This window comes from Pseudomonas sp. B14(2017) (genome assembly GCF_002113255.1).
Taxonomy (GTDB): Bacteria; Pseudomonadota; Gammaproteobacteria; order Pseudomonadales; family Pseudomonadaceae; genus Aquipseudomonas; species Aquipseudomonas putida_Z.
In genome coordinates, this window is sequence record NZ_NEJY01000004.1 from 210,093 (window position 1) to 230,151 (window position 20,059).

Consider the following 20,059-nt stretch of genomic DNA (forward strand, 5'->3'; position numbering starts at 1 on the left):
ACAGACAAGAACAAAGAAAGGACAGTCATGAATTTCACCCTCCCAACCGAATTGCTCGACTTGCAGGCCAAGACCCGGGACTTCATTGCCGAACAGGTTATCCCGTTGGAGAACGACCCACGCCAGAACAGCCACGGCCCCAGCGACGCGTTGCGCCAAGAGCTGGTGGCCCGCGCCCGCAGCGCTGGCTTGCTGACGCCTCATGCGAGCCGTGAAATGGGCGGCCTGGAACTGAGCCATGTGGCCAAGGCGATCGTCTTCGAAGAAGCCGGCTATTCGCCGCTGGGCCCGGTGGCGCTGAATATTCATGCGCCGGACGAAGGTAATATCCACCTGATGGACGTGGTCGCCACCGAGGCGCAGAAGGACCGCTGGTTGCGCCCGCTGGTTCAAGGCCATACTCGTTCATGCTTCGCCATGACAGAGCCTGCACCGGGCTCCGGCTCGGACCCGTCAATGCTGCGCACTACCGCCACCCGCGATGGCGACGACTACCTGATTAATGGCCGCAAATGGCTGATCACCGGGGCCGAAGGCGCCGACTTTGGCATCATCATGGCGCGCATGGAGGACGGTACAGCGACCATGTTCCTGACCGACATGAAGCGCGATGGCATCATCCACGAGCGCCAACTGGACTCGCTTGACAGCTGTTTTACCGGCGGCCACGGGCAGTTGCGTTTCGACAATCTGCGCGTTCCGGCGAGCGATGTGCTCGGTGAGATCGGCAAGGGATTCCGTTATGCCCAGGTGCGCCTGGCGCCCGCACGCTTGACCCACTGCATGCGCTGGCTCGGCGCCGCGCGCCGCGCTCACGACATCGCCTGCGACTATGCGCGCACCCGCGATGCCTTCGGCAAGCCGCTGGGCGAGCACCAGGGCGTAGGCTTCATGCTGGCCGACAACATGATGGACTTGCACATTGTGCGACTGTCGGTCTGGCACTGTGCCTGGGTGCTCGACCAGGGCCATCGCGCCAATGTCGATTCGAGCATGGCAAAGGTGATCAGTGCCGAGGCGCTGTGGCGGGTGGTTGATCGCTGTGTCCAGGTCCTGGGCGGGCGTGGGGTGACTGGAGATACTGTTGTGGAGCGGATCTTCCGCGATATTCGCCCGTTCCGTATCTACGACGGCCCGAGCGAAGTGCACCGCATGAGCTTGGCGAAGAAGCTTCTGGACCAGCGATTGGAGGCCCGCTGATGCAACCGGACCTGACCCGACTGTTCGCCCTCGATGGGCGCCGTGCCCTGGTGACCGGTGCCTCCAGCGGCCTGGGCCGCCACTTCGCCATGACTCTGGCCGCTGCAGGCGCCGAGGTGGTGGTGACCGCCAGGCGCCAGACGCCGCTGCATGCGCTGGTAGAAGACATCGAAATGGCGGGAGGGCAGGCGCAAGCCTTTGCCCTCGATGTAACCAGCCGTGAGGACATCTGCCGAGTACTCGACGCCGCCGGCCCGCTGGATGTCCTGATCAATAATGCGGGGGTAAGCGACAGCCAACCTTTGCTGGCCTGCGACGACCTAGACTGGGACCGTGTGCTCGACACCAATCTCAAAGGCGCTTGGGCCGTGGCTCAGGAAAGCGCCCGGCGGATGGTCGCCGCAGGGAAGGGCGGCAGCGTGATTAACGTCACCTCTATCCTCGCGAGCCGTGTCGCCGGCGCCGTGAGCCCTTATCTGGCGGCCAAGGCTGGCCTGGCTCACCTGACCCGGGCCATGGCGCTGGAATTGGCGCGCCATGGCATTCGGGTGAATGCCCTGGCGCCCGGCTACGTGATGACCGACCTGAACGAGGCCTTTCTGGCCAGCGAGGCGGGGGACAAGCTGCGCTCACGAATCCCGACTCGCCGCTTCAGCGTGCCGGCCGATCTCGACGGCGCCCTGCTGCTACTTGCCAGTGATGCCGGGCGGGCCATGAGCGGCACTGAGATCGTGGTCGACGGTGGCCATTTGTGCAGCAGCCTGTAACGCGTCTTGACCTAATAACAACAAGAAACAGGAGGTATGTATGTGCGTGCAATGCCTGAGTAATGTGTCGATGAGGTGCCTGCCATGATGGTTCCAACCCTCGAACACGAGCTTGCTCCCAACGACGCCAACCATGTGCCGCTGTCGCCGCTGTCGTTTCTCAAGCGCGCCGCGCAGGTATATCCGCAGCGAGATGCGGTGGTTTATGGTACGCGGCGCTACAACTATCGTCAGCTGCACGAGCGCAGCCGTGCTCTAGCCAGTGCCCTGGAGCGGGTTGGTGTGCAACCGGGCGAACGGGTGGCGATACTGGCCCCGAACATCCCGGAAATGCTCGAAGCACACTATGGCGTGCCCGGTGCCGGTGCCGTGCTGGTGTGCATCAATATTCGGCTAGAGGCGCGCAGCATCGCCTTCATCTTGCGTCACTCCGCGGCCAAGGTACTGATCTGTGACCGGGAGTTCGGTGCCGTGGCACACCAGGCACTGGCCATGCTCGATACACCACCGTTGCTGGTGGGCATCAATGATGAACACGCCGAGCGCGCCGATCTAACCGATGACCTGGACTACGAAGCGTTTCTGGCCAAGGGCGATCCCGGGCGGCCGCTGAGTGCGCCGCAGAACGAATGGCAGTCGATCGCCGTCAATTACACCTCCGGAACCACGGGTGACCCCAAGGGCGTGGTCCTGCATCACCGCGGTGCCTATCTCAACGCCTGCGCCGGGTCGCTGATTTTCCAACTGGGGCCACGTAGCGTCTACCTGTGGACCTTGCCAATGTTCCATTGCAACGGCTGGAGTCATACCTGGGCGGTGACGCTCTCTGGTGGAACGCACGTATGTCTGCGCAAGGTCCAGCCTGAAGCGATCCATGCCGCTATCACCGAGCATGCAGTGACCCACCTAAGCGCCGCACCGGTAGTAATGTCGATGTTGATCCATGCCGAGCATTCCTGTGCCCCTCCCGGGCCAGTGTCCGTGATCACCGGCGGCGCGGCGCCGCCCAGCGCAGTTATCGCCGCGATGGAAGCACGCGGCTTCAGCATTACCCACGCCTACGGCATGACAGAAAGTTACGGCCCCAGCACGCTGTGTCTGTGGCAGCCGGGTGTCGACGAATTGCCGCTGGAGGCCCGGGCCCGCTTCATGAGCCGCCAGGGGGTCGCCCATCCGATGCTCGAGGAGGCTACGGTGCTGGATACCGATACCGGCTGCCCAGTCCCTGCTGACGGCCTTACCCTTGGCGAGCTGGTGGTACGCGGAAATACGGTGATGAAAGGCTACCTGCACAACCCCGAAGCCACCCGCGCCGCGCTGGCCAACGGCTGGCTGCACACCGGCGACCTAGCCGTGTTGCACCCGGACGGCTACGTCGAAATCAAGGACCGGACCAAGGACATCATCATTTCTGGCGGCGAAAACATCAGCTCACTGGAAATCGAGGAGGTGCTCTACCAGCACCCGGAAGTGGTCGAGGCCGCAGTGGTGGCGCGCCCGGATTCACGCTGGGGGGAAACGCCCCACGCTTTCGTGACTTTGCGCGTAGATGCGCAAGCAATGGTTACGGAAGATGACTTGATCCGTTGGTGCCGTGAGCGTCTGGCGCACTTCAAGGCGCCGCGGCATGTGTCACTCACGGAGTTGCCGAAAACCGCAACCGGCAAGATCCAGAAGTTCATTTTGCGCGAGTGGGCACGGCAACAGGAGGTAAAGACCGCCAACGCCGAACACTGATCGAGTTGCAGCACCCGTGCTCCCCATAACAACAAGTACATTGACCGAGGTGTCTCATGTCCAGCCCGTTATACGCGCGTGTTCGCGCCAGTGCCCGCTTCCAGCAACTGGTGGCACGCAGGAACCGTTTTACCCTGAGCCTTTTCCTGCTGGTTCTGGCCACGTTCTATGGCTACATGGCATTGGTATCGTTCTGGCCCGAGTTGATTGCCAGGCGGCTGGTCGAGGGGTCGAACATGACCGTCGGCGTCGCAGCCGGCGCCTTCCTGTTCGTGTTCTTCGGTGCGCTGTCGGCGTTCTACGTGTACCGCGCCAATGGCGAGTTCGATCGCCTGACGCAGGCGCTGGTCGCCGGGCTGGACGAGGAGCAGGGCGCATGAAGAAACTCATGAAGAAACTATTGCCTTTGGCCCTGTTGCTGCACTCTGGCCTGTCGTTGGCGACCCCCGCGCTAGATGCTGGCCAGCGTCAGCCACTGAACTTGCATGCCATCGGCATGTTCATGGTGTTCGTGCTGTTCACCTTGTGCATCACTTGGTGGGCGGCGCGGCGCACCCGCTCGACGGCGGATTTCTACAGCGCCGGTGGCGGTATCCTGGGCTGGCAGAATGGTTTGGCGCTGGCCGGGGACTATATGTCCGCCTCGACGCTGCTGGGGATCACCGCGCTCATCTACACCTCCGGCATGGATGGCTACATCTACCTCATTGCCTTTTTCGCCGGCTGGCCGGTGTTGCTGCTGTTGATGACTGAGCGGCTACGCAATCTGGGCCGCTTCACCTTCGCTGACATCACTTCCTACCGCCTCGATCAAGGCAAGGTGCGCACCATGGCCGCTATCGGCTCGCTGACGGTGGTGTGCTTCTACCTAGTGGCGCAAATGGTGGGAGCCGGGCAGTTGATCAGACTGCTGTTTGGCCTGGACTACCACATCGCCTTGGTGATCGTCGGCGTGTTGATGATGCTGTATGTCACCTTTGGCGGCATGGTGGCGACTACCTGGGTGCAGATCATCAAGGCATTCCTGCTGTTGGTCGGCGGCTCGCTGGTACTGTACCTGGCGATGCGCGAGTTCGACTTCAGTTATGACACGCTGGTCAGCAAGGCCATGAACACGCATGCCCTGGGCCAACGCCTGCTGGCACCTGGCAGCCTGCTGGCCGATCCGTTGACTGCGCTGTCGCTGAGCCTGGGGCTGGTTTTCGGCACCGCCGGGCTGCCGCATATCCTCATGCGCTTCTTCACTGTCAGCGATGCCCGGGAGGCGCGCAAGTCGGTGCTCTACGCCACCGGGTTCATTGGCTATTTCTTCAACGTCATCTTCCTGCTGGGCCTGGCGTCGATCGTTATCGTTAGCCAGCAGCCGCAATTCTTCGAGGGTGGGGAGCTGGGTGGCAAGCTGCTGGGCGGGGGCAACATGGTGGTCATGCATCTGGCGCAGGCCGTTGGCGGCAACCTGTTACTGGGGTTCTTGTCGGCGGTCACCTTCGCCACCATTCTGGCCGTGGTTTCGGGTTTGGCCCTTGCCGGGGCATCCGCCATCGCCCATGACCTGTATGCGCGGGTGATCATGAAAGGCGGAGCGAGCGAGGCGCAGGAGCTGCGGGTAACCAAGCTGGCCACACTGAGCCTTGGCCTGATAGCGATAGCCCTGGGTATCGTGTTCGAAAACGTCAACGTGGCCTTCATGGTCGCGCTGGCCTTTGGCATCGCGGCTTCGGCCAACTTCCCGGTACTGTTCCTGTCGATGTTCTGGTCGGGGCTGACCACCCGTGGCGCGTTGGCTGGTGGCTACTCAGGTCTGCTCAGTGCGATGGGGTTTGTTATGTTTTCCAAGCTGGTATGGGTGGATGTGTTGCACTTCGCCGAGCCGTTGTTCCCTTACACACAGCCTGCGCTGTTCTCCATGCCGTTGGCGTTTCTGGTCGCGTATGCCGTTTCCCGACTGGACCGGACTGCCCGGGCCAGGTTGGAACGGGCGGCGTTCGCCGATCAGTTCGTACGGGGCCAGACGGGACTCGGCGCCAGCGGTGCAATCGATCACTGAGTTGCCAGCGGCCGTTAGCGGATGAGTGCCAACGGCCGCCCGACACTTTCCTAATAACCTCTGAAGATGTCTCCGATGCCGGTGACGGGATGCCCCATGCGCTGCGCCGTCCCGCGATTGACGAGAGGTGGTCTTGGGGCAAGCAGTACGCTCAGAAAAATTGCCAGCGTCAACACGGCCAGTAACACACTCAATCGGCGCATATGATCCTCCAGCGGTTCGGGCCTATGTAGCCCCGCACGGGTATCGATACGGGGCGCAGGGCAGTTCTCTGCGGTTACCGGTTCAGCGCTGCGGCGACCGATTCACCGAAGGCCCTCAGGCCTTCTTCGAGCTGGTCAGTTGGGGTATTGATCGGTGGCATCAGCTTGATGATTTCACCATTCGGACCGCAGCGGTCGACCAGCACACCCGCTTGCAGCGTTCGCTGCTGGGCATCTTTGGCGACCGCGACGTTGCCGCGGCCAAAGTCGATGCCGGCGATCATGCCGCGACAGCGCGCCGACGCGACGCCTGGAAGCTCTGCGAAACCGGCAACCGCACGCTCCATGGCCGCGCAATTGACAGCCAGCAGTTTCAGGAACTGCTCGTCGTGCCAGTAGCTGAGTGCAATCTGTGCCGTAAGAAATGCCAGCTGATTGCCTCGGAACGTGCCGATGTGATCGCCGGGTTGCCAGACATCGAGCCCGGCACGAATCAACACGATCGCCATCGGCAGACCAAAGCCACCGATCGATTTCGCGCAGGTGATCAGGTCCGGTACGATCCCGCAGCGCTCGAAGCCGAAGAAGTCGCCAGTTCGGCCACAGCCGGCCTGGATCTCGTCGCAGATGAGCAGCACGCCGTGATCGCTTGTCCACTTGCGCAATCGCTGCAGCCAGCCATTGGACGCCGGGTAGACACCTGCCTGAATCTGCACCGACTCGACGATCACTGCTGCGGGAAGTTCCGAGCCACTACCTTGGTCGTCGGCCAGGCGCTCGAGGAAGCCAATGCTGTCGAATTCGCCGTAGGGACTGTTTTCGTACGGCACGAACACCACGTCGGTGCAAAGCCCCGGGCCGCGACGGGTGCGGTTGCCGGTGACGGCGAGGGCGCCGGCCGTCATGCCGTGGTAAGCCCCATAGAACGATATGATTTTGGTGCGCCCGGTTGCCTTGCGCGCCAGCTTCAACGCCGCCTCGACGGCGTCGGCACCGGTCGGGCCAGTGAACTGGACCTTGTAATCCCAGCCGCGTGGTTTGAACAGGTCACGCTCGAGCGCCTCCAGGAACTGGCGCTTGGTGGTGGTGTGCAAGTCGAGGGCATGGGCCACGCCGTTGGACGACAGGTACCCGATCAGGGCATCGCGCATGCGCGGGTCATTGTGGCCGTAGTTCAGGGCGCCGGCGCCAGCGAAGAAATCCAGGTATTCGCGACCATCTTCACCGCGGATTTTGCTGCCTTGGGCGGTATCGAACACCAGCGGCAAGTCACGACAGTACATCCGCACGTTAGACTCGAGCCTCTCGAACGTTTCGATGTTGTTCATGCATAACCTCCTAGAAATGATGTGGGTAACCTGGTTTGCGGAAAGGTCAGTGCTTGAACATCACGTGCCGCACCACGGTGTAGTCTTCCAAGCCGTACATGGACAGGTCCTTGCCGTAGCCGGAAAGCTTCACCCCGCCGTGGGGCATCTCGCTCACCAGCATGAAGTGGGTGTTGACCCATGTGCAGCCGTACTGCAAGCGGGCCGCCAGGCGATGGGCGCGCCCCACATCGGCGGTCCACACCGACGAGGCCAGGCCGTAGTCCGAGTCGTTGGCCCATGCCAGTACCTGGGCTTCGTCGTCGAACGACGACACCGTCACTACCGGACCGAAGATCTCACGGCACACCACCTCATCTTCCTGCGTAGCGCCCGCGAGGACCGTAGGCTCGAAGAAGAATCCATCCCCTGCGGCGCGCTTGCCGCCGGTAACCACCTCGATATGAGGCAGCTCCTTGGCACGGTTCACGAAGCCCTCGACGCGCTCCAGGTGCTCCTTGGTGATCAGCGGCCCCATCTCGGTTGTCGGGTCATCCTGCAGCCCGCATTTGATGCTGGAGACAGCATCGCCGAGCTTGCGCACGAACTCCGGGTAGACCGACTTCTGCACATAGAGACGACAGGCAGCGGTGCAATCCTGGCCGGCGTTGTAGAAGCCGAAGGCGCGGATGCCTTCGACGGCGGCGTCGATGTCGGCATCATCGAAGATCAGCACCGGGGCCTTGCCGCCGAGCTCCATGTGCATGCGTTTGACACTATCGGCGGTGCCTTCGATGATCTGGCTGCCGGTGCGCACGGAGCCGGTCAGCGACACCATGCGCACTTGGGCATGGCTGGTCAGCGGCTCACCCACCGAGGCACCGCGGCCGTGGACGATGTTGACTACACCGGCAGGGAAGATCTCGGCGAGCAATTCGCCCAGTTTCAGGGTACTCATCGGCGTGTGTTCCGACGGCTTCAGCACGACGGTGTTGCCGCCGGCCAATGCCGGGCCGAGCTTCCACGCGGCCATCAGCAGCGGGTAGTTCCACGGCGCGATGGAGGCGACCACGCCCACCGGGTCGCGGCGGATCATTGAGGTGTGGCCTGGGACGTATTCCCCCGCCGCAGAGCCTTGCAGGCAGCGCACGGCGCCGGCGAAGAAACGGAACACGTCAGATACGGCGGGCAGTTCGTCCTGCAGCACGGCGCTGAACGGCTTGCCGCAGTTGTCCGCTTCCAGGCGGGCGAACACCGAGGCCTGGGCATCGATGCTGTCAGCGAGCTTGAGCAGCAGTGCTGCGCGGTCTTTGGGCGGTGTTTGCGACCAGGTCTCGAAGGCCGCATCCGCGCTCTGGACTGCGGCATGGACCTGGAGGCGGCTGGCCTCAGTAGTCTGCACCAGGACGCTGCCCAGGGATGGGTTGTAGACGGCGAGCGCTTCGCCTTCGCCGGCCACCAGGGCACCATTGATCAGAAGTTTTGTTTGCATGTCGATTGTCCCCGTTGAATGGCAAGACCAAGGCCTTGCCTTTGTGGTTGTTGTCAGAGCATTCGAAGGAAACCGGGTGCTATGTCAGAGCGTCAGGCACCGGGGTGCGGAAAAAGCTGGTCCGACAGGCAAGGTAAAGCGCGCCGAGGGCGAGCCAGCTACAGCCCATGATCAGCGCGTCATTGTCCAGGCTGGCTAGCATCCAGGCCGCGGTCACCAGGCCGATGAGAGGGAAAAGCACCCCACGCAGCAGGCCAGCCCCGTCCCTGACCCGTGCATCGAAGGTGAGCCGCAACGCGCACAAGTTGACTGCGGTGAAAGCCAGAAACGCGCCGAAATTGACCAGGGACGTCGCGGTGGCGATCGTCAAGCCAAAACCCGCAGTGCCGAAAATGCCGCACAGCAAGATGTTGAAGGCGGGGGTCTTGTAGTGCGGGTGCAGGGCACCGAACAGCTTGCGCGGCAGCTGGTTGTCTCGGCCCAAGGCGTAGAGCAGGCGGCCCACGCTGGCTTGGAACGACATGCCTGCGGCGAAGTGGGCGATGATGATCCCCGCCAATACCACGGCGAAGAACAGATCACCCCCGATCATGCGAGCGATCTCGAAAGCAGCCCCGTCCACAAGCTCGAACGTGGGGGAGGGGTGCGCCAGGTACATGAAGTACGAAGAGCTGACGTAGACCGAACCGCCGATCAACGCAACCAGCAGAATGGCGCGCGGCAGCGTGCGGTCCGGGTCGCGGGTTTCCTCGCTGAGGGTGGATAGCGCGTCAAAGCCCAGGAACGAATAAGCGGCGATGGCTGCGCCGGCCATGCTGGTAGCGAACGGCACGTCCTGGTTGAAAAACGGCTTGGCAGACAGTAGCCCGCCAGAGCCGTTGGCCGCCACGATGTAGTGCACGCACAGACCGATGAACACGACGATGATGGCCAGTTGCGCGATCATCAACAGCACGTTGAAGCGGTTCGCGACCTGGATGCCCAGTACATTCAACAGCGAAGTGGAGACGATGAAGCCGGTAATCCACACCCACTGCGGCACGTCTGGAAAGGCCATGCTGAGGTAGCTGGCGCCGAGTAGCCAGATCAGCATCGGAATGAAGAAGTAATCGAGCAGGGCGGCCCAGCCCACCATGAATCCTAGGTTCGCGCTCAGCATCTTGCGGGTATAGGTGTAGGCCGAGCCGGCCACCGGGAACACCTTGACCAGTCTGCCGTAGCTCAGCGCCGTGAACACCACGCCGGTTGCGGCGATCAGATAGGCCATCGCCGTGGTGTTACCGCTGGCCTGAGTGATCACGCCGTATGTGCCGAACACGATCAACGGCGCGAGGAACGCCAAGCCGAACAAAAGCACTGAAAACGGACCCAAGGTGCGCTTCAACGAAGCGCCAGAGGTTGATTGGCTCATGACTGACATCCCTCACGCTACGAAGTGATACGCAGTGGTGACGATTTCGCGGTAGGTCTCCACGGTCATCTGCTTGGCATTGCTGCCGTCGGAAAAGTTCTTCTTCGACTTTTCAGCGATGGCCTGGAAGTCTTCCTCGCGTACGCCTTTCACTTCCGCAAAGCGTGGGATGCCCAAGTCCTTGCTCATCTGGAACAGGTAACCGACCGCAGCTTGTGCGGCATCGACTGGTGAGAGGTTGGAATCAATTCCCAGTGCATAGGCAACTTGGGCGTGGCGTGTGATGTCTGCATCGCGGTTGTGGCCGAACACGAACGGCAGGAAGATCGCGTTACCTACACCGTGCGGTGTGTCATACATGCCGCCGATGGCTTCGGAGATGCAATGCACACTGGCAACATCCGCGTTACCGAAGGCCATACCGGCAATGAGGCTGGCCACCAGCATCTGCTCGCGGGCATGCAGGTTGTCCGGTTCCAGCACCGCAGGCCTCAGGTATTGGCTGATCAGGCGGATCGCATGCAGCGCCAAGCCGTCGCTGATCGGGTTCGACACGCGGCAGGTGTAGGCTTCGATGGCGTGGGTGAGCGCATCCATACCAGTAGCGGCGGCAATCGACGCAGGCAGCGTGTCGAGGATGTTGGAGTCGAGCAGTGCGAGTACTGGCCCGACCCGGTAATCATGGACGCTCATTTTGTAATGGCGGGTTGTATCGGTAATCACTGAGAAACAGGTCACTTCGCTGCCGGTGCCCGCGGTGGTCGGAATGGCGACGATAGGGGGGATGGGACGGGTGAGCATAAACGACCCTTCGTAGTCCTCGATCCGGCCCTCATGGGTGAGCAGCACGCTGATGGCCTTGGCCGCATCCATTGCACTGCCACCGCCGACGGCCAGTAAGCCATCGATGCCTTGCCCACGATACTGCTGCGCGATCTGGTTGATGTCTTCGCTGCGCGGATTGGCCTTGATGTCCGACACTTCCTCGAAGGCGATATCTGCGGTGTCCAAGCTGGCGTAGACGCTATCCAGCAAGCCCGCCGCCTTGACTCCAGGATCGGTCACGATGAGCACGCGGGCCAGGCCGAGTGCCCGCAAGTGTTCACCGGTGCGTTCGCGAAGACCGGGTTCCACCACGACTTTGCAGGGGAGTAAAAACTTGAATTCCATACATACCTCTTGCTCAATTGTTGTCATTGTTGGAAAGGGCAGTAGAGGAGCCATCGCATGAGGCCGTGGATAACAGCTCAAGCGTGTGATGTGTGGCTTGGCTTATCGTGCAAGCCAGCATTTTGTTGTTTTGGGTTCTGCTGAAGCGGCTGGTAAAAGGCCTCCCTCGTGATAAAAAGAGGGGCTGCCAAGCTGCACTCCCCTAAAAGGTTGATTGCACTACCGCATGTGACCTGTCAGCAGGGACAGCAGTGTGCTGGAGAGGCAACGCGGAAGGTCGTGCCCCATGCCGGGCAGCAGCACCAGGCTGGAACCACGGATTGCTGTTGCCGTGGCGTACCCGCCGCTAGTGGCGACCATGAGGTCTTTATCGCCATGGATGACCAAGGTCCGGCACCGTATCCGCTGCAGTTCCTGAGTCCGATCGCCTGAATTGATGATCGCGCCGATCTGCCTGGCAGTGCCGATGTTGCTGGCCTCGCCACCCCCTCGCTCCCAAGCCAGCAGGGCATAGTCATGAAAGGCGCGCTCATTCCACTCGAGGGTCGAGCCGATCAAGCGCATGATGTCCAGGTAGTCGCGAATGCTTTCCTGCTCAGTGCGCGGCGGGCGGCGTAGCAGCTGCCGAATTGTCTGCCACGCTGGCTGGCCTACGCGCAGTGAACCGGTAGTCGAGAATATCGAAGTGAGCGTCCGTACTCGTTCCGGATAACGCGCGGCGAGGGTTTGGGCGATCATGCCGCCCATCGACATCCCTACCACATGGGCCGTTTCCAGTTTCAAGCCGTTCATTAGCCCAATCACATCGTTGGCCATGTCACCCAGGTCATAGCCGGCAGTGCGCGTGCGCAGGAACTGCTGCAGGGGTGTAGGCGGCGTTACGTCGGTGAAGAACGACCTGCCCGAATCACGATTGTCAAAAATGATAACGCGCAATCCCTGCTCGACCAGGCCTGCAATGAGCTCTTGCGGCCAGTAAGTCAATTGCAGACCAAGACCGACGATGAGAAGAACTGCCGGGGCAGCCTCATGGCCGTAGCTGCGATAGCAGAGCTTGCCTTTGCCCGGCAACTCGTAGAAGTGATCGCGGCTCATCTACGGCTACCTTGCCGTTGCAGCTCGACGCTGGCATGCAAAGGCTCGTTGGGCACTGTACTGAAGGAGAGGCACTTGTCTGCCACTTTGCCGCGGCGTAGCAACTTGACATCGCGGAAGTAGTCCATTGACATCACCCACGGCTCGCAAGGCCCCTGCCGTGGCATGCTGTCCAGTGCGCGCTGCACATAGCCGGCACCGAAGTCCAGCAACGGTCGGGTTTTGATTCCGGCCGGCGCTTTTGGCTCGCAGACGTTGTAACCCTCTTTTGCCATGAAGCCAAGCAAGCGACAGAAGTGGTCGCACAAAAGGCAGACTTTCAAGGTCCAAGACGAGTTGGTGTAACCGACTGCGAAAGCGAAATTGGGCACGCCGGAGAGCATCATGCCCTTATAGGCGAGGGTCTCGCTGAGCACCACCGGTTTGCCATCCTTGTGCAGGGTGATGCCGCCGAAGAGCTGTACATTCAGCCCGGTCGCCGTGACGATGATGTCGGCCTCCAGCGTCTTGCCCGATTTGAGCAATACGCCGGACTCGGTGAACCGCGCGATATGATCGGTGACGATATCTGCTTTGCCAGCGCTGATGGCTTTGAACAAGTCGCCCTCGGGCACCGAGCACAGACGCTGATCCCATGGGTTGTAGGGCGGGTTGAAGTGCACGTCGACGGGGTAGTCTTTCGGCAATTCCTTGCGCGTCAGCCAGAGCAGCAGTTTTTTCGAAAGTTTAGGGAAGCGCTGGCAGAAGCCCCAGAAGGCCAGGGTGATCTTGGCGTTCTTGTAGCGCGTGAGGTTATACGCAGTCTGTTCTGGCAGGAGTTTGCGCAGAAATGCTGCCACGCTATCACTGGCGGGCTGATTGATGATGTAGGAGGGCGTGCGCTGCAGCATGGTGATGCTTGTGACTTTGTCAGCCATTGCTGGGATCAGGGTCACTGCGGTTGCGCCACTGCCGATGACGACTACGCGTTTGCCGGTGTAGTCCAGATTTTCTGGCCAGTGTTGCGGATGGATAATTTGACCCTTGAACTGCTCAGTTCCCTCGAAGCGAGGGGTGAAACCCTGGTCATAGCGATAGTAGCCGCCTGCGCTGAAAAGCCAGCGGCATTCGATCGTGCGGATTTGAGCGGCCTGGCCGTCTTCGATACGCACCGTCCATAGGCCCCTGTCGCTTTGCCAGTCGGCCGAGACGACTTTCTGCTGGTACTGGATGAATGGGCCCAGCTCATACTCGTCGATGGCTTCGCGCAGGTACTCGAGAATATCCGCGGCGTCCGCCAGAGACTTGGCCTTGGTCCAAGGTTTGAAGTCGAAACCGAAGGTGTAGAGATCCGAGTCAGAGCGAATGCCAGGATATCGAAAGAGATCCCAGGTCCCACCCATGCGTTCGCGCGACTCAAGAATCGCAAAGGTCTTGTTCGGTTGGTGACGCCGCAAGTAGGCCGCCGCGCCGATGCCAGACACACCGGCTCCCATGATCAGAATGTCCAGCGGCTCAACCGGAAGAGCAGTGTGTGAGGACATATCGCCTCCTATTTTAGTGTTATAGAGACTGATCTATTGACTTGATCATTTGACCAGAATAGGGCGACAAGTCGAGTGGAGCAAGGTGCAAAATGCACCGGCTAGCTAATGTTTTGGGATGATTTGCACCTTCTTCATGCGCCGATCAGTGATCTGGCTGGCTTCAGCGGTCTAGCCAATGAGGATGAGGGCAGGGGATATATGCCGGCGACCGGCTCACTTACTGAGCGCGGATTGCCGCGGCTCAGCGCGGCAATCCGAACGACATCTCAGTAAGTTGCTACCAGCAGCTTGACTGCCTGGCAGGCCGTCTCGGTCTCTGTTTCCAGGCGTGCACGGTCGCCGTGTGCGGACCATGCGAGCATCAAGCCGTCGAAGAGGTTTATCAGCAAACGGCTAATGGTGGTCAGCGCAGCGTGATCCAGCGTCGAGTCGGTGACCTTCGCTATGGCCTGCTGGGTCGCATCGATGGACACAGCGTAAATTTTCGACGCCATCTCAGGGTTGTTCCGCAGGTTCCAGCAAAACAATTCAAACTGCGTGGTGGCCATTTCCGGGTGGGCTGTGAACCAGTTGACCAGTTGGCGCAGCATTTCGCTTACCGATTCGGCTGCTGTGGCACCTGCCGGCACATGCTGCAGCGATTGCTGCGGCATGTTGATCAGCGATTCGTAGACGGCATAGAACAGCTCGTCCTTGGTGTGAAAGACATAGTGCAACGAAGCCAGCGGAGAATCTGCTGCCGCTGCGATACGCCGGGTCGTAGCATTAGCCACGCCGTGCTCCGCGATCACCTTCACGGTGGCCTCGATAAAGTCTTGTCTGCGCTCTTCAGCGCCAATCCGAGCCATTGAGCGTTCTCCCTTTGAGGTGTTGTCGCCGGCTCATTCGTCCAGCGTCGACGGTGTCGAATGCTATCGCAAGGTCACGCCGCGATCCATGAGTCGATGCGATCCCATCTTTTCTGGCCAAGCAGCGCTGAAAAATAGTTTAGTCACACGACTTGATCAAATGACCATGTTGGGTAATTATGAATTTGCATCTCGGCACCGCTGCATCGCGCAAGCGCAACTGGAGAGATGCTGTGGTCGGCACTGATGGGTTGAGCCGAGTTCCCCAGCTTCGCTGGATAAAACAATGACAAAACCAGACAGGTACAAAGCAGATGGATACACGCAAACTCTCGACGCTCAGCAATGAAACTCCCATCGAGCAGGTGGTTGAGGTTATCCGCCGGGACGGTGGGGTCATTATTTCCGACCTGATCTCCCCAGCCACACTGCAGTCCCTCAGCGATGAACTCGACGTTTACCTCAATGCCACCCCTTGCGGCGTGGACCCGTATTTCGCGGGCACGCAAACCCGGCGTGTGGCCCGGATTATCGGGCGAAGCGACACGGCTGTAGAGGTCGCTATGAACCCGCTGTTCCTCGGAACAGCCAGGCAGATCCTGCAAACGCCTACCCACGTCTGGGTAGGCAGTGACCGCATCGAGATGGCGCCAGATATACAACTGAGCATCACTCAGGCGATTCAGATCGGGCCGGGCCAAGGACTGCAGCCCTTGCACCGTGACGATGCCACGTCGCTTTGGCGTCATCCCCAATACGGGCGTGAGGCCCGGTTGCAAATGATGTTGGCAATCTCGGATTTCACCGAAGAGAACGGTGCAACACGGGTCATTCCCGGCAGTCATCTTTGGGATGACGAGCGCATGCCAACCCAGGAAGAAACCGTTGCGGCAGAGATGAAGGCGGGTTCTGCATTGCTGTGGATGGGCTCGGTGTATCACGGTGGAGGGGCGAACATCTCAGCGCACGCCCGCACCGGTCTTACCATGGCCTATGACTTGGCTTTCCTGCGTCTGGAAGAAAACCACTTCCTGTCCCTTCCTATCGAACGGGTTCGCCAACTGCCGGCCGAAATGCAGCGCCTGTTGGGCTGGAGTGCCAGTTCCACACTGCTTGGTTGGGTGGAAATTGATGGCCAGATGCGTGATCCGCAAGAGCTTCTGGGCATGCCCGCTTTCTCCGAGCCGGGCAAAGGGTTCTGACAATCCCGAGCCGCCATGGGGTGACCTGTGGTGATAACGGGGGCGGTATTCTGGGAGTGTATGAATGAACGCGTTGAACAACCCGGGCCAAGGTGACGCGGCACCGTTCAGATTTCGCACCCTGGGCGGCTGGGTGGAACGGCCAAGCGACCTGCAGCCAATGCTCGAAGGTCATGAAAAGGCTGATGTGATCATTGTCGGTGCCGGCTTCGCTGGCTTGTCCACAGCGTTGGAGCTGAAGGCGCTCGGGGCGGATGTCATCATACTGGAGCAGGAGTTCGGCGGTTTCGGTGCAAGCGGCCGCAATGCTGGGTACCTGCTGGGCAGCATGGGCATCGAGTACGATATGTTCGTCAAGCGCGTGGGGGTGGAACAGGCTACCCAGTTCGTCAGGTTCTATGACGAGGCTGTGCCTTATGTGGAGGGCCGGTTGAAGGCGTTGGCAATCGACTGTGATTACAACCCTTCGGGCGTGCTGCGTGCAGGTATTCATCCCTGCCAGGAAAAGCGCTTGCGGCAGAACATGGCGCTGGGCCAGAAGCTGGGAGCGGTGTCCCGTTTCGTGGGTGCGGCCGAGATGCGCACGCGGGGGATTCCACCGGCCTTTCTGTTCGGCACCGAGCAGTGCGGCGGTACCCTTAACCCCGGCAAATACGTCGGTGGTCTACGGCGTGCGGCCATCGCGGCGGGCGTGAAACTCTATGAACGCACGCCCTTGCTTTCATTCAGCGAGGGATCGGTCATCACCTGCAAGACTGCGCACGGCAGCGCGACTGCACCAGTCATGGTCCTGGCTACCAATGCCTACACTCCTCAACTGGGGGTGTTGCGCAACAAGGTCGCGGCGATTCGGGTGTCGGCAATCGAAACGCAACCGCTTTCCCCCCAGCAGCTCGCTGACTTGGGGTGGCAGGCGCGGGAAGGGATCATCACGCCGCACTACACCATGGAAAGCCATCGCCTGACGGCGCACGGCACCCTGCTGTTGACCGTCAAGAGACTGGGCTACGCCTATGGTTCGAAGACGCCTAACGTTCCCGACCAAGGCGCCTACCGGGCATTGGCACAGGTACTGCGCGAGCGTTATCCCGTCTTGCAGGGTCTTGCCGTGCAGCACTGCTGGAGTGGCTATGTCAGTGGCGCCTATGACTTCCTGCCGATGATCGGTGCAATGGGCGCGAAGCAGAATATTTTCTATACCACCGGCTGCTCAGGTCATGGGCTGGCCACACAATCGCTCGTAGGATCGCTTTTTGCCGCGCAAATCAACGGCAAGGCGCCTGAATTGCTGGCCGCGCTTCAGCACAAGACGCCCTCCATGCTGCCCGAGCCGTTGCAATGGTGCGCTGTTCATTCTGCCTTTGCGGCGGCAAGTTTGCTGGATGCTTGGACCGATAGGAAAGTACGCAGAGCCAGGGCCAGGAAAAGCTGAATTCAAACTATACCATTGGCAAGTGTTCGTATAAAAAACGGCACTGCCAGATGACAGAGGCTGTTAACGTGGAACTAATAGATGTCATTGCGTTGGTCTCATGCCTGTTGTTGGTCGTGTGCGGACTGAGTTATGGTGCAGCACTCGTCAAGCGTAAGAATTATCTACTTGGGGTGGAATTTTTGATTGTGGGTATTTCCGCAACGAATTTCACGACCTTCATTGCCACCGGTTGGCAGGCTAACTACAGCATTGCCATTTTTCTTGATGCGTTTTCCCGTGGAGTTGGCGTGCCGATCATCGGGGTGCTCGGTTTGATGGCCGTCACTCATAATTACAAGCCATCGCCGGCCAAGGATTTCATCTTATTCTTAGCAGCATTTACTGTCGCAGCGATCTATTTTTTGTCGAACACATTCAAAGTAGTGCTGCCTTACTTTTACCTAGTGATGTGGGCGTTCTATACGGTGTACTTGCTCTATTTTACTTGGCGATTGCTACGGGTTGGCGAAAGTTTGCACGCGCTAGCCACGCTTGTCGGCGCGGCGGCAGGGCTGACGATTGCGCTGCGCTATGACTTTTTCCCGATACCGGGGGATGACACCAAGATGATCTTTATGACCTGCGCCTTCCTGACCTGGTCTTATACAATCGCGCAGTTGTTCTATGCCTATGGTGCACTTCAGCGTTCAAAAAATGTCTCTGCTTCTGCAATGCCGGTTCGTTGAAGCTTTGATGTCCACGTAAAATTCATGCCCGGCGGGCTAATGATTAAATCTTGGTAGTTGTTTACTCCATGGCGGGCCGCTGGCCTGCTTTTTTGCCGCCCTTAGGGGCGGTTTTTTTATGGGCGCGCTTCACGTGCTTAGTTGCAGGCAGACTTTATGGGTATGCTCAACTTAATTTGCGCTACCGATTAAGTGTTGCGCCCAAAAAGAGCCTCTTTGGGTAACACGTGTTTCCTTAGTTCCCAAATTGGTGCAGGCGTTTGGTGTATAAGAGCTCGCCATGCAGTTCTAAATTGCTGATTTCTTTGGTGCAAACCGCAAATCATGGGATCTGGCATACAGCTTGCCTTATGATCAGATGACATGGTCAAGTGACCATGTCTAGTGACCAAGATGTGGCAGGCCACCGATTTTCCCAGACGGGACATCGCGCGGCCGGTCCAGGCCCAACGTTTGAGGATCTCCCCAATGAAAGAAGTCACAGCACGGACGGAAGGCGAAATGTCCGCTCGCCGTATGTTCAGGCAGCTGCTGGTTACCCTTGCGGCTTCGACCGCGATCTGCACGGCTCAGGCCGCATCCCAGGGGGCCGAGGCGCTGGGTACCAAGCTGACACCGCTGGGCGGTGAGATCGCCGCCAGCTCAAGCGGGGAAATTCCGGCTTGGGCTGCCCCGGGCCCGCAAGGATCGGGCTGGAGCTATGGTCAAGTGCGAGGCGAGCACTGGAAGTTCAAGGGTGATAAACCTCTGTACAGCATCGACGCGGGCAACGTGGCGCAGCATGCGAGCAAACTGTCTCCCGCTCAGTTGGAACTGTTCAAGAAGATTCCAGGCTACCGAATGGATGTCTATCCAACCCGCCGTACCTGCGGCGTGCCGGAATTCGTGGCCGAGAACACACGGCAAAACGTTGGCTTTGCCAAGCTGGATGCCAGCGGGTTGGCCCTCGAAGAAGCCCATCTACCCGGTGCCCCATTCCCTATGCCGAGCAATGGTGCAGAGGTGATGTGGAACATGAAGATGCGCTATCGCGGCGTTGGCGTCGAAATCCCGAAAAGCATTTCAGGTATTTCGCCTCGTAAAGGTGGGGAGTGGCTGCGCCAGTCCACCGACACCTTCTTCTTCACCCCCTGGGGCAAGAAGGGGAGCACGCTCTTTTCATCAGTCGGGCGGCTGGAGAATGCCACCTTCTTCAACTACCTGGAGCCCGCGGCATTAGCCGGCCAGTCGGCGGTGCAGACGGCGGTGGCCGGTGAGCAAGCCACGACCTTCTACTACTTCCCGGGCCAACGACGCGTGCGGCGCATGCCGTCGTACTCCTACGACGCGCCGCAAATCGGCTTGGATAACCAATACACGGTCGACGAGGGCAACGTCTTCTTCGGCACCATGGACCGCTTCGACTGGAAGCTGGTTGGCAAGCAGGAACTGCTGGTGCCGTACAACGCCTTCGGTGCTTATGACACCGCTGCCAAAGTGGAAACGTTCGCCGGCAACGATTCGCTCGCGCCACAGTCGCGACGCTACGAGCTGCACCGCGTTTGGGTGGTGGAGGCTAATGTTCGGCAAGGTATGCGCCACCAGGCTCCCAAGCGCATGTTCTACATCGACGAGGACAGCTGGAACCCGTTGCTGGCCGTGGACTATGACAAGCAAGGGCAGATCTGGAAAGTGCGTGAAGGTTTCTCGATTCCTGTGTACGAAACCGGCACCTGCGATGTGCAGGCACAGGTTCAGTACAACTTGGTCGATGGCCGTTATCTGTTCGACATGACCTCGATTGGCGCCGGCAAGAACGATATCCGGTGGCTCACAGAAGACGGCAGCAGCCCACGCCTGAAACGCGATTTCTTCACTTCAGACAACCTGCGAGCCATCAGCGAGCGCTAAGAAA

Annotated in this window: 16 protein-coding genes; 9 read left to right on the top strand and 7 right to left on the bottom strand. The window is 60.0% G+C overall.

Annotation, left to right across the window (positions count from 1 at the left end):
• Positions 1-27 precede the first annotated feature (27 nt).
• The 5 genes from CAG34_RS05590 (at position 28) to CAG34_RS05610 (ending at position 5,751) form a co-directional block, all read left to right on the top strand.
• A complete protein-coding gene (locus CAG34_RS05590; protein ID WP_085588631.1) occupies positions 28-1,200 on the top strand; it encodes an acyl-CoA dehydrogenase family protein in 1,173 nt (390 codons plus the stop codon).
• Positions 1,200-1,967 carry an SDR family NAD(P)-dependent oxidoreductase gene (locus CAG34_RS05595; RefSeq protein WP_085588633.1) on the top strand — a complete coding sequence of 256 codons (768 nt, stop codon included), beginning with the start codon at positions 1,200-1,202 and terminating at the stop codon, positions 1,965-1,967. Before CAG34_RS05590 ends, CAG34_RS05595 begins: the two co-directional genes overlap by 1 nt.
• Before the next feature lie 84 nt (positions 1,968-2,051).
• A complete protein-coding gene (locus CAG34_RS05600) occupies positions 2,052-3,704 on the top strand; it encodes an acyl-CoA synthetase (RefSeq protein ID WP_085588635.1) in 1,653 nt (550 codons plus the stop codon).
• Positions 3,705-3,760: 56 nt separating this feature from the next.
• Positions 3,761-4,084, top strand: coding sequence for a DUF485 domain-containing protein (locus CAG34_RS05605; protein WP_085588637.1), 324 nt, complete (start codon positions 3,761-3,763; stop codon positions 4,082-4,084).
• An 8-nt stretch (positions 4,085-4,092) separates the two neighbouring features.
• Complete coding sequence (locus CAG34_RS05610) at positions 4,093-5,751, top strand: cation acetate symporter (RefSeq protein ID WP_085588749.1); 1,659 nt, start codon at positions 4,093-4,095, stop codon at positions 5,749-5,751.
• A 277-nt stretch (positions 5,752-6,028) separates the two neighbouring features.
• Here the strand turns inward: CAG34_RS05610 and CAG34_RS05620 are convergent, their stop codons facing one another.
• From CAG34_RS05620 to CAG34_RS05650, 7 genes are all read right to left on the bottom strand, one after another.
• Positions 6,029-7,282, bottom strand: coding sequence for an aspartate aminotransferase family protein (locus tag CAG34_RS05620; RefSeq protein WP_085588641.1), 1,254 nt, complete (start codon positions 7,280-7,282; stop codon positions 6,029-6,031).
• 46 nt (positions 7,283-7,328) lie between these two features.
• Positions 7,329-8,753: a gamma-aminobutyraldehyde dehydrogenase gene (locus CAG34_RS05625; RefSeq protein WP_085588643.1), complete on the bottom strand. Its 1,425-nt coding sequence runs from the start codon at positions 8,751-8,753 to the stop codon at positions 7,329-7,331.
• A 79-nt stretch (positions 8,754-8,832) separates the two neighbouring features.
• The gene (locus tag CAG34_RS05630) at positions 8,833-10,164 is read right to left on the bottom strand and encodes an APC family permease (protein WP_085588645.1); all 1,332 of its coding nucleotides are present in this window, start codon (positions 10,162-10,164) and stop codon (positions 8,833-8,835) included.
• Positions 10,165-10,176: 12 nt separating this feature from the next.
• Positions 10,177-11,334 carry an iron-containing alcohol dehydrogenase gene (locus CAG34_RS05635; RefSeq protein ID WP_085588647.1) on the bottom strand — a complete coding sequence of 386 codons (1,158 nt, stop codon included), beginning with the start codon at positions 11,332-11,334 and terminating at the stop codon, positions 10,177-10,179.
• A gap of 219 nt (positions 11,335-11,553) precedes the next feature.
• Positions 11,554-12,429: an alpha/beta hydrolase gene (locus CAG34_RS05640; RefSeq protein WP_085588649.1), complete on the bottom strand. Its 876-nt coding sequence runs from the start codon at positions 12,427-12,429 to the stop codon at positions 11,554-11,556.
• On the bottom strand, positions 12,426-13,952 hold the full coding sequence (locus CAG34_RS05645; protein ID WP_085588652.1) for an NAD(P)/FAD-dependent oxidoreductase: 1,527 nt from the start codon (positions 13,950-13,952) through the stop codon (positions 12,426-12,428). Before CAG34_RS05645 ends, CAG34_RS05640 begins: the two co-directional genes overlap by 4 nt.
• 269 nt (positions 13,953-14,221) lie before the next feature.
• The gene (locus tag CAG34_RS05650) at positions 14,222-14,803 is read right to left on the bottom strand and encodes a TetR/AcrR family transcriptional regulator (RefSeq protein WP_085588654.1); all 582 of its coding nucleotides are present in this window, start codon (positions 14,801-14,803) and stop codon (positions 14,222-14,224) included.
• Between the two features lie 314 nt (positions 14,804-15,117).
• Here CAG34_RS05650 and CAG34_RS05655 point away from each other — a divergent pair, with 314 nt between their 5' ends.
• The 4 genes from CAG34_RS05655 (at position 15,118) to CAG34_RS05670 (ending at position 20,055) form a co-directional block, all read left to right on the top strand.
• The gene (locus tag CAG34_RS05655) at positions 15,118-16,005 is read left to right on the top strand and encodes a phytanoyl-CoA dioxygenase family protein (RefSeq protein ID WP_085588656.1); all 888 of its coding nucleotides are present in this window, start codon (positions 15,118-15,120) and stop codon (positions 16,003-16,005) included.
• Between the two features lie 64 nt (positions 16,006-16,069).
• Positions 16,070-17,437, top strand: coding sequence for an FAD-binding oxidoreductase (locus tag CAG34_RS05660; protein WP_085588658.1), 1,368 nt, complete (start codon positions 16,070-16,072; stop codon positions 17,435-17,437).
• A gap of 50 nt (positions 17,438-17,487) precedes the next feature.
• A complete protein-coding gene (locus tag CAG34_RS05665) occupies positions 17,488-18,165 on the top strand; it encodes a hypothetical protein (RefSeq protein ID WP_085588660.1) in 678 nt (225 codons plus the stop codon).
• A 468-nt stretch (positions 18,166-18,633) separates the two neighbouring features.
• A complete protein-coding gene (locus CAG34_RS05670) occupies positions 18,634-20,055 on the top strand; it encodes a DUF1329 domain-containing protein (RefSeq protein ID WP_085588662.1) in 1,422 nt (473 codons plus the stop codon).
• Positions 20,056-20,059: the final 4 nt, after the last annotated feature.

Coding starts and splice junctions, on each gene's coding strand:
- CAG34_RS05625 (WP_085588643.1), bottom strand. CDS start 8,753: ATGCAAACAAAACTTCTGATCAATGGTGCCCTGGTGGCCGGCGAAGGC.
- CAG34_RS05610 (WP_085588749.1), top strand. CDS start 4,093: ATGAAGAAACTATTGCCTTTGGCCCTGTTGCTGCACTCTGGCCTGTCG.
- CAG34_RS05595 (WP_085588633.1), top strand. CDS start 1,200: ATGCAACCGGACCTGACCCGACTGTTCGCCCTCGATGGGCGCCGTGCC.
- CAG34_RS05670 (WP_085588662.1), top strand. CDS start 18,634: ATGAAAGAAGTCACAGCACGGACGGAAGGCGAAATGTCCGCTCGCCGT.
- CAG34_RS05640 (WP_085588649.1), bottom strand. CDS start 12,429: ATGAGCCGCGATCACTTCTACGAGTTGCCGGGCAAAGGCAAGCTCTGC.
- CAG34_RS05590 (WP_085588631.1), top strand. CDS start 28: ATGAATTTCACCCTCCCAACCGAATTGCTCGACTTGCAGGCCAAGACC.
- CAG34_RS05665 (WP_085588660.1), top strand. CDS start 17,488: ATGACAGAGGCTGTTAACGTGGAACTAATAGATGTCATTGCGTTGGTC.
- CAG34_RS05660 (WP_085588658.1), top strand. CDS start 16,070: ATGAACGCGTTGAACAACCCGGGCCAAGGTGACGCGGCACCGTTCAGA.
- CAG34_RS05655 (WP_085588656.1), top strand. CDS start 15,118: ATGGATACACGCAAACTCTCGACGCTCAGCAATGAAACTCCCATCGAG.
- CAG34_RS05630 (WP_085588645.1), bottom strand. CDS start 10,164: ATGAGCCAATCAACCTCTGGCGCTTCGTTGAAGCGCACCTTGGGTCCG.
- CAG34_RS05620 (WP_085588641.1), bottom strand. CDS start 7,282: ATGAACAACATCGAAACGTTCGAGAGGCTCGAGTCTAACGTGCGGATG.
- CAG34_RS05605 (WP_085588637.1), top strand. CDS start 3,761: ATGTCCAGCCCGTTATACGCGCGTGTTCGCGCCAGTGCCCGCTTCCAG.
- CAG34_RS05635 (WP_085588647.1), bottom strand. CDS start 11,334: ATGGAATTCAAGTTTTTACTCCCCTGCAAAGTCGTGGTGGAACCCGGT.
- CAG34_RS05600 (WP_085588635.1), top strand. CDS start 2,052: ATGATGGTTCCAACCCTCGAACACGAGCTTGCTCCCAACGACGCCAAC.
- CAG34_RS05645 (WP_085588652.1), bottom strand. CDS start 13,952: ATGTCCTCACACACTGCTCTTCCGGTTGAGCCGCTGGACATTCTGATC.
- CAG34_RS05650 (WP_085588654.1), bottom strand. CDS start 14,803: ATGGCTCGGATTGGCGCTGAAGAGCGCAGACAAGACTTTATCGAGGCC.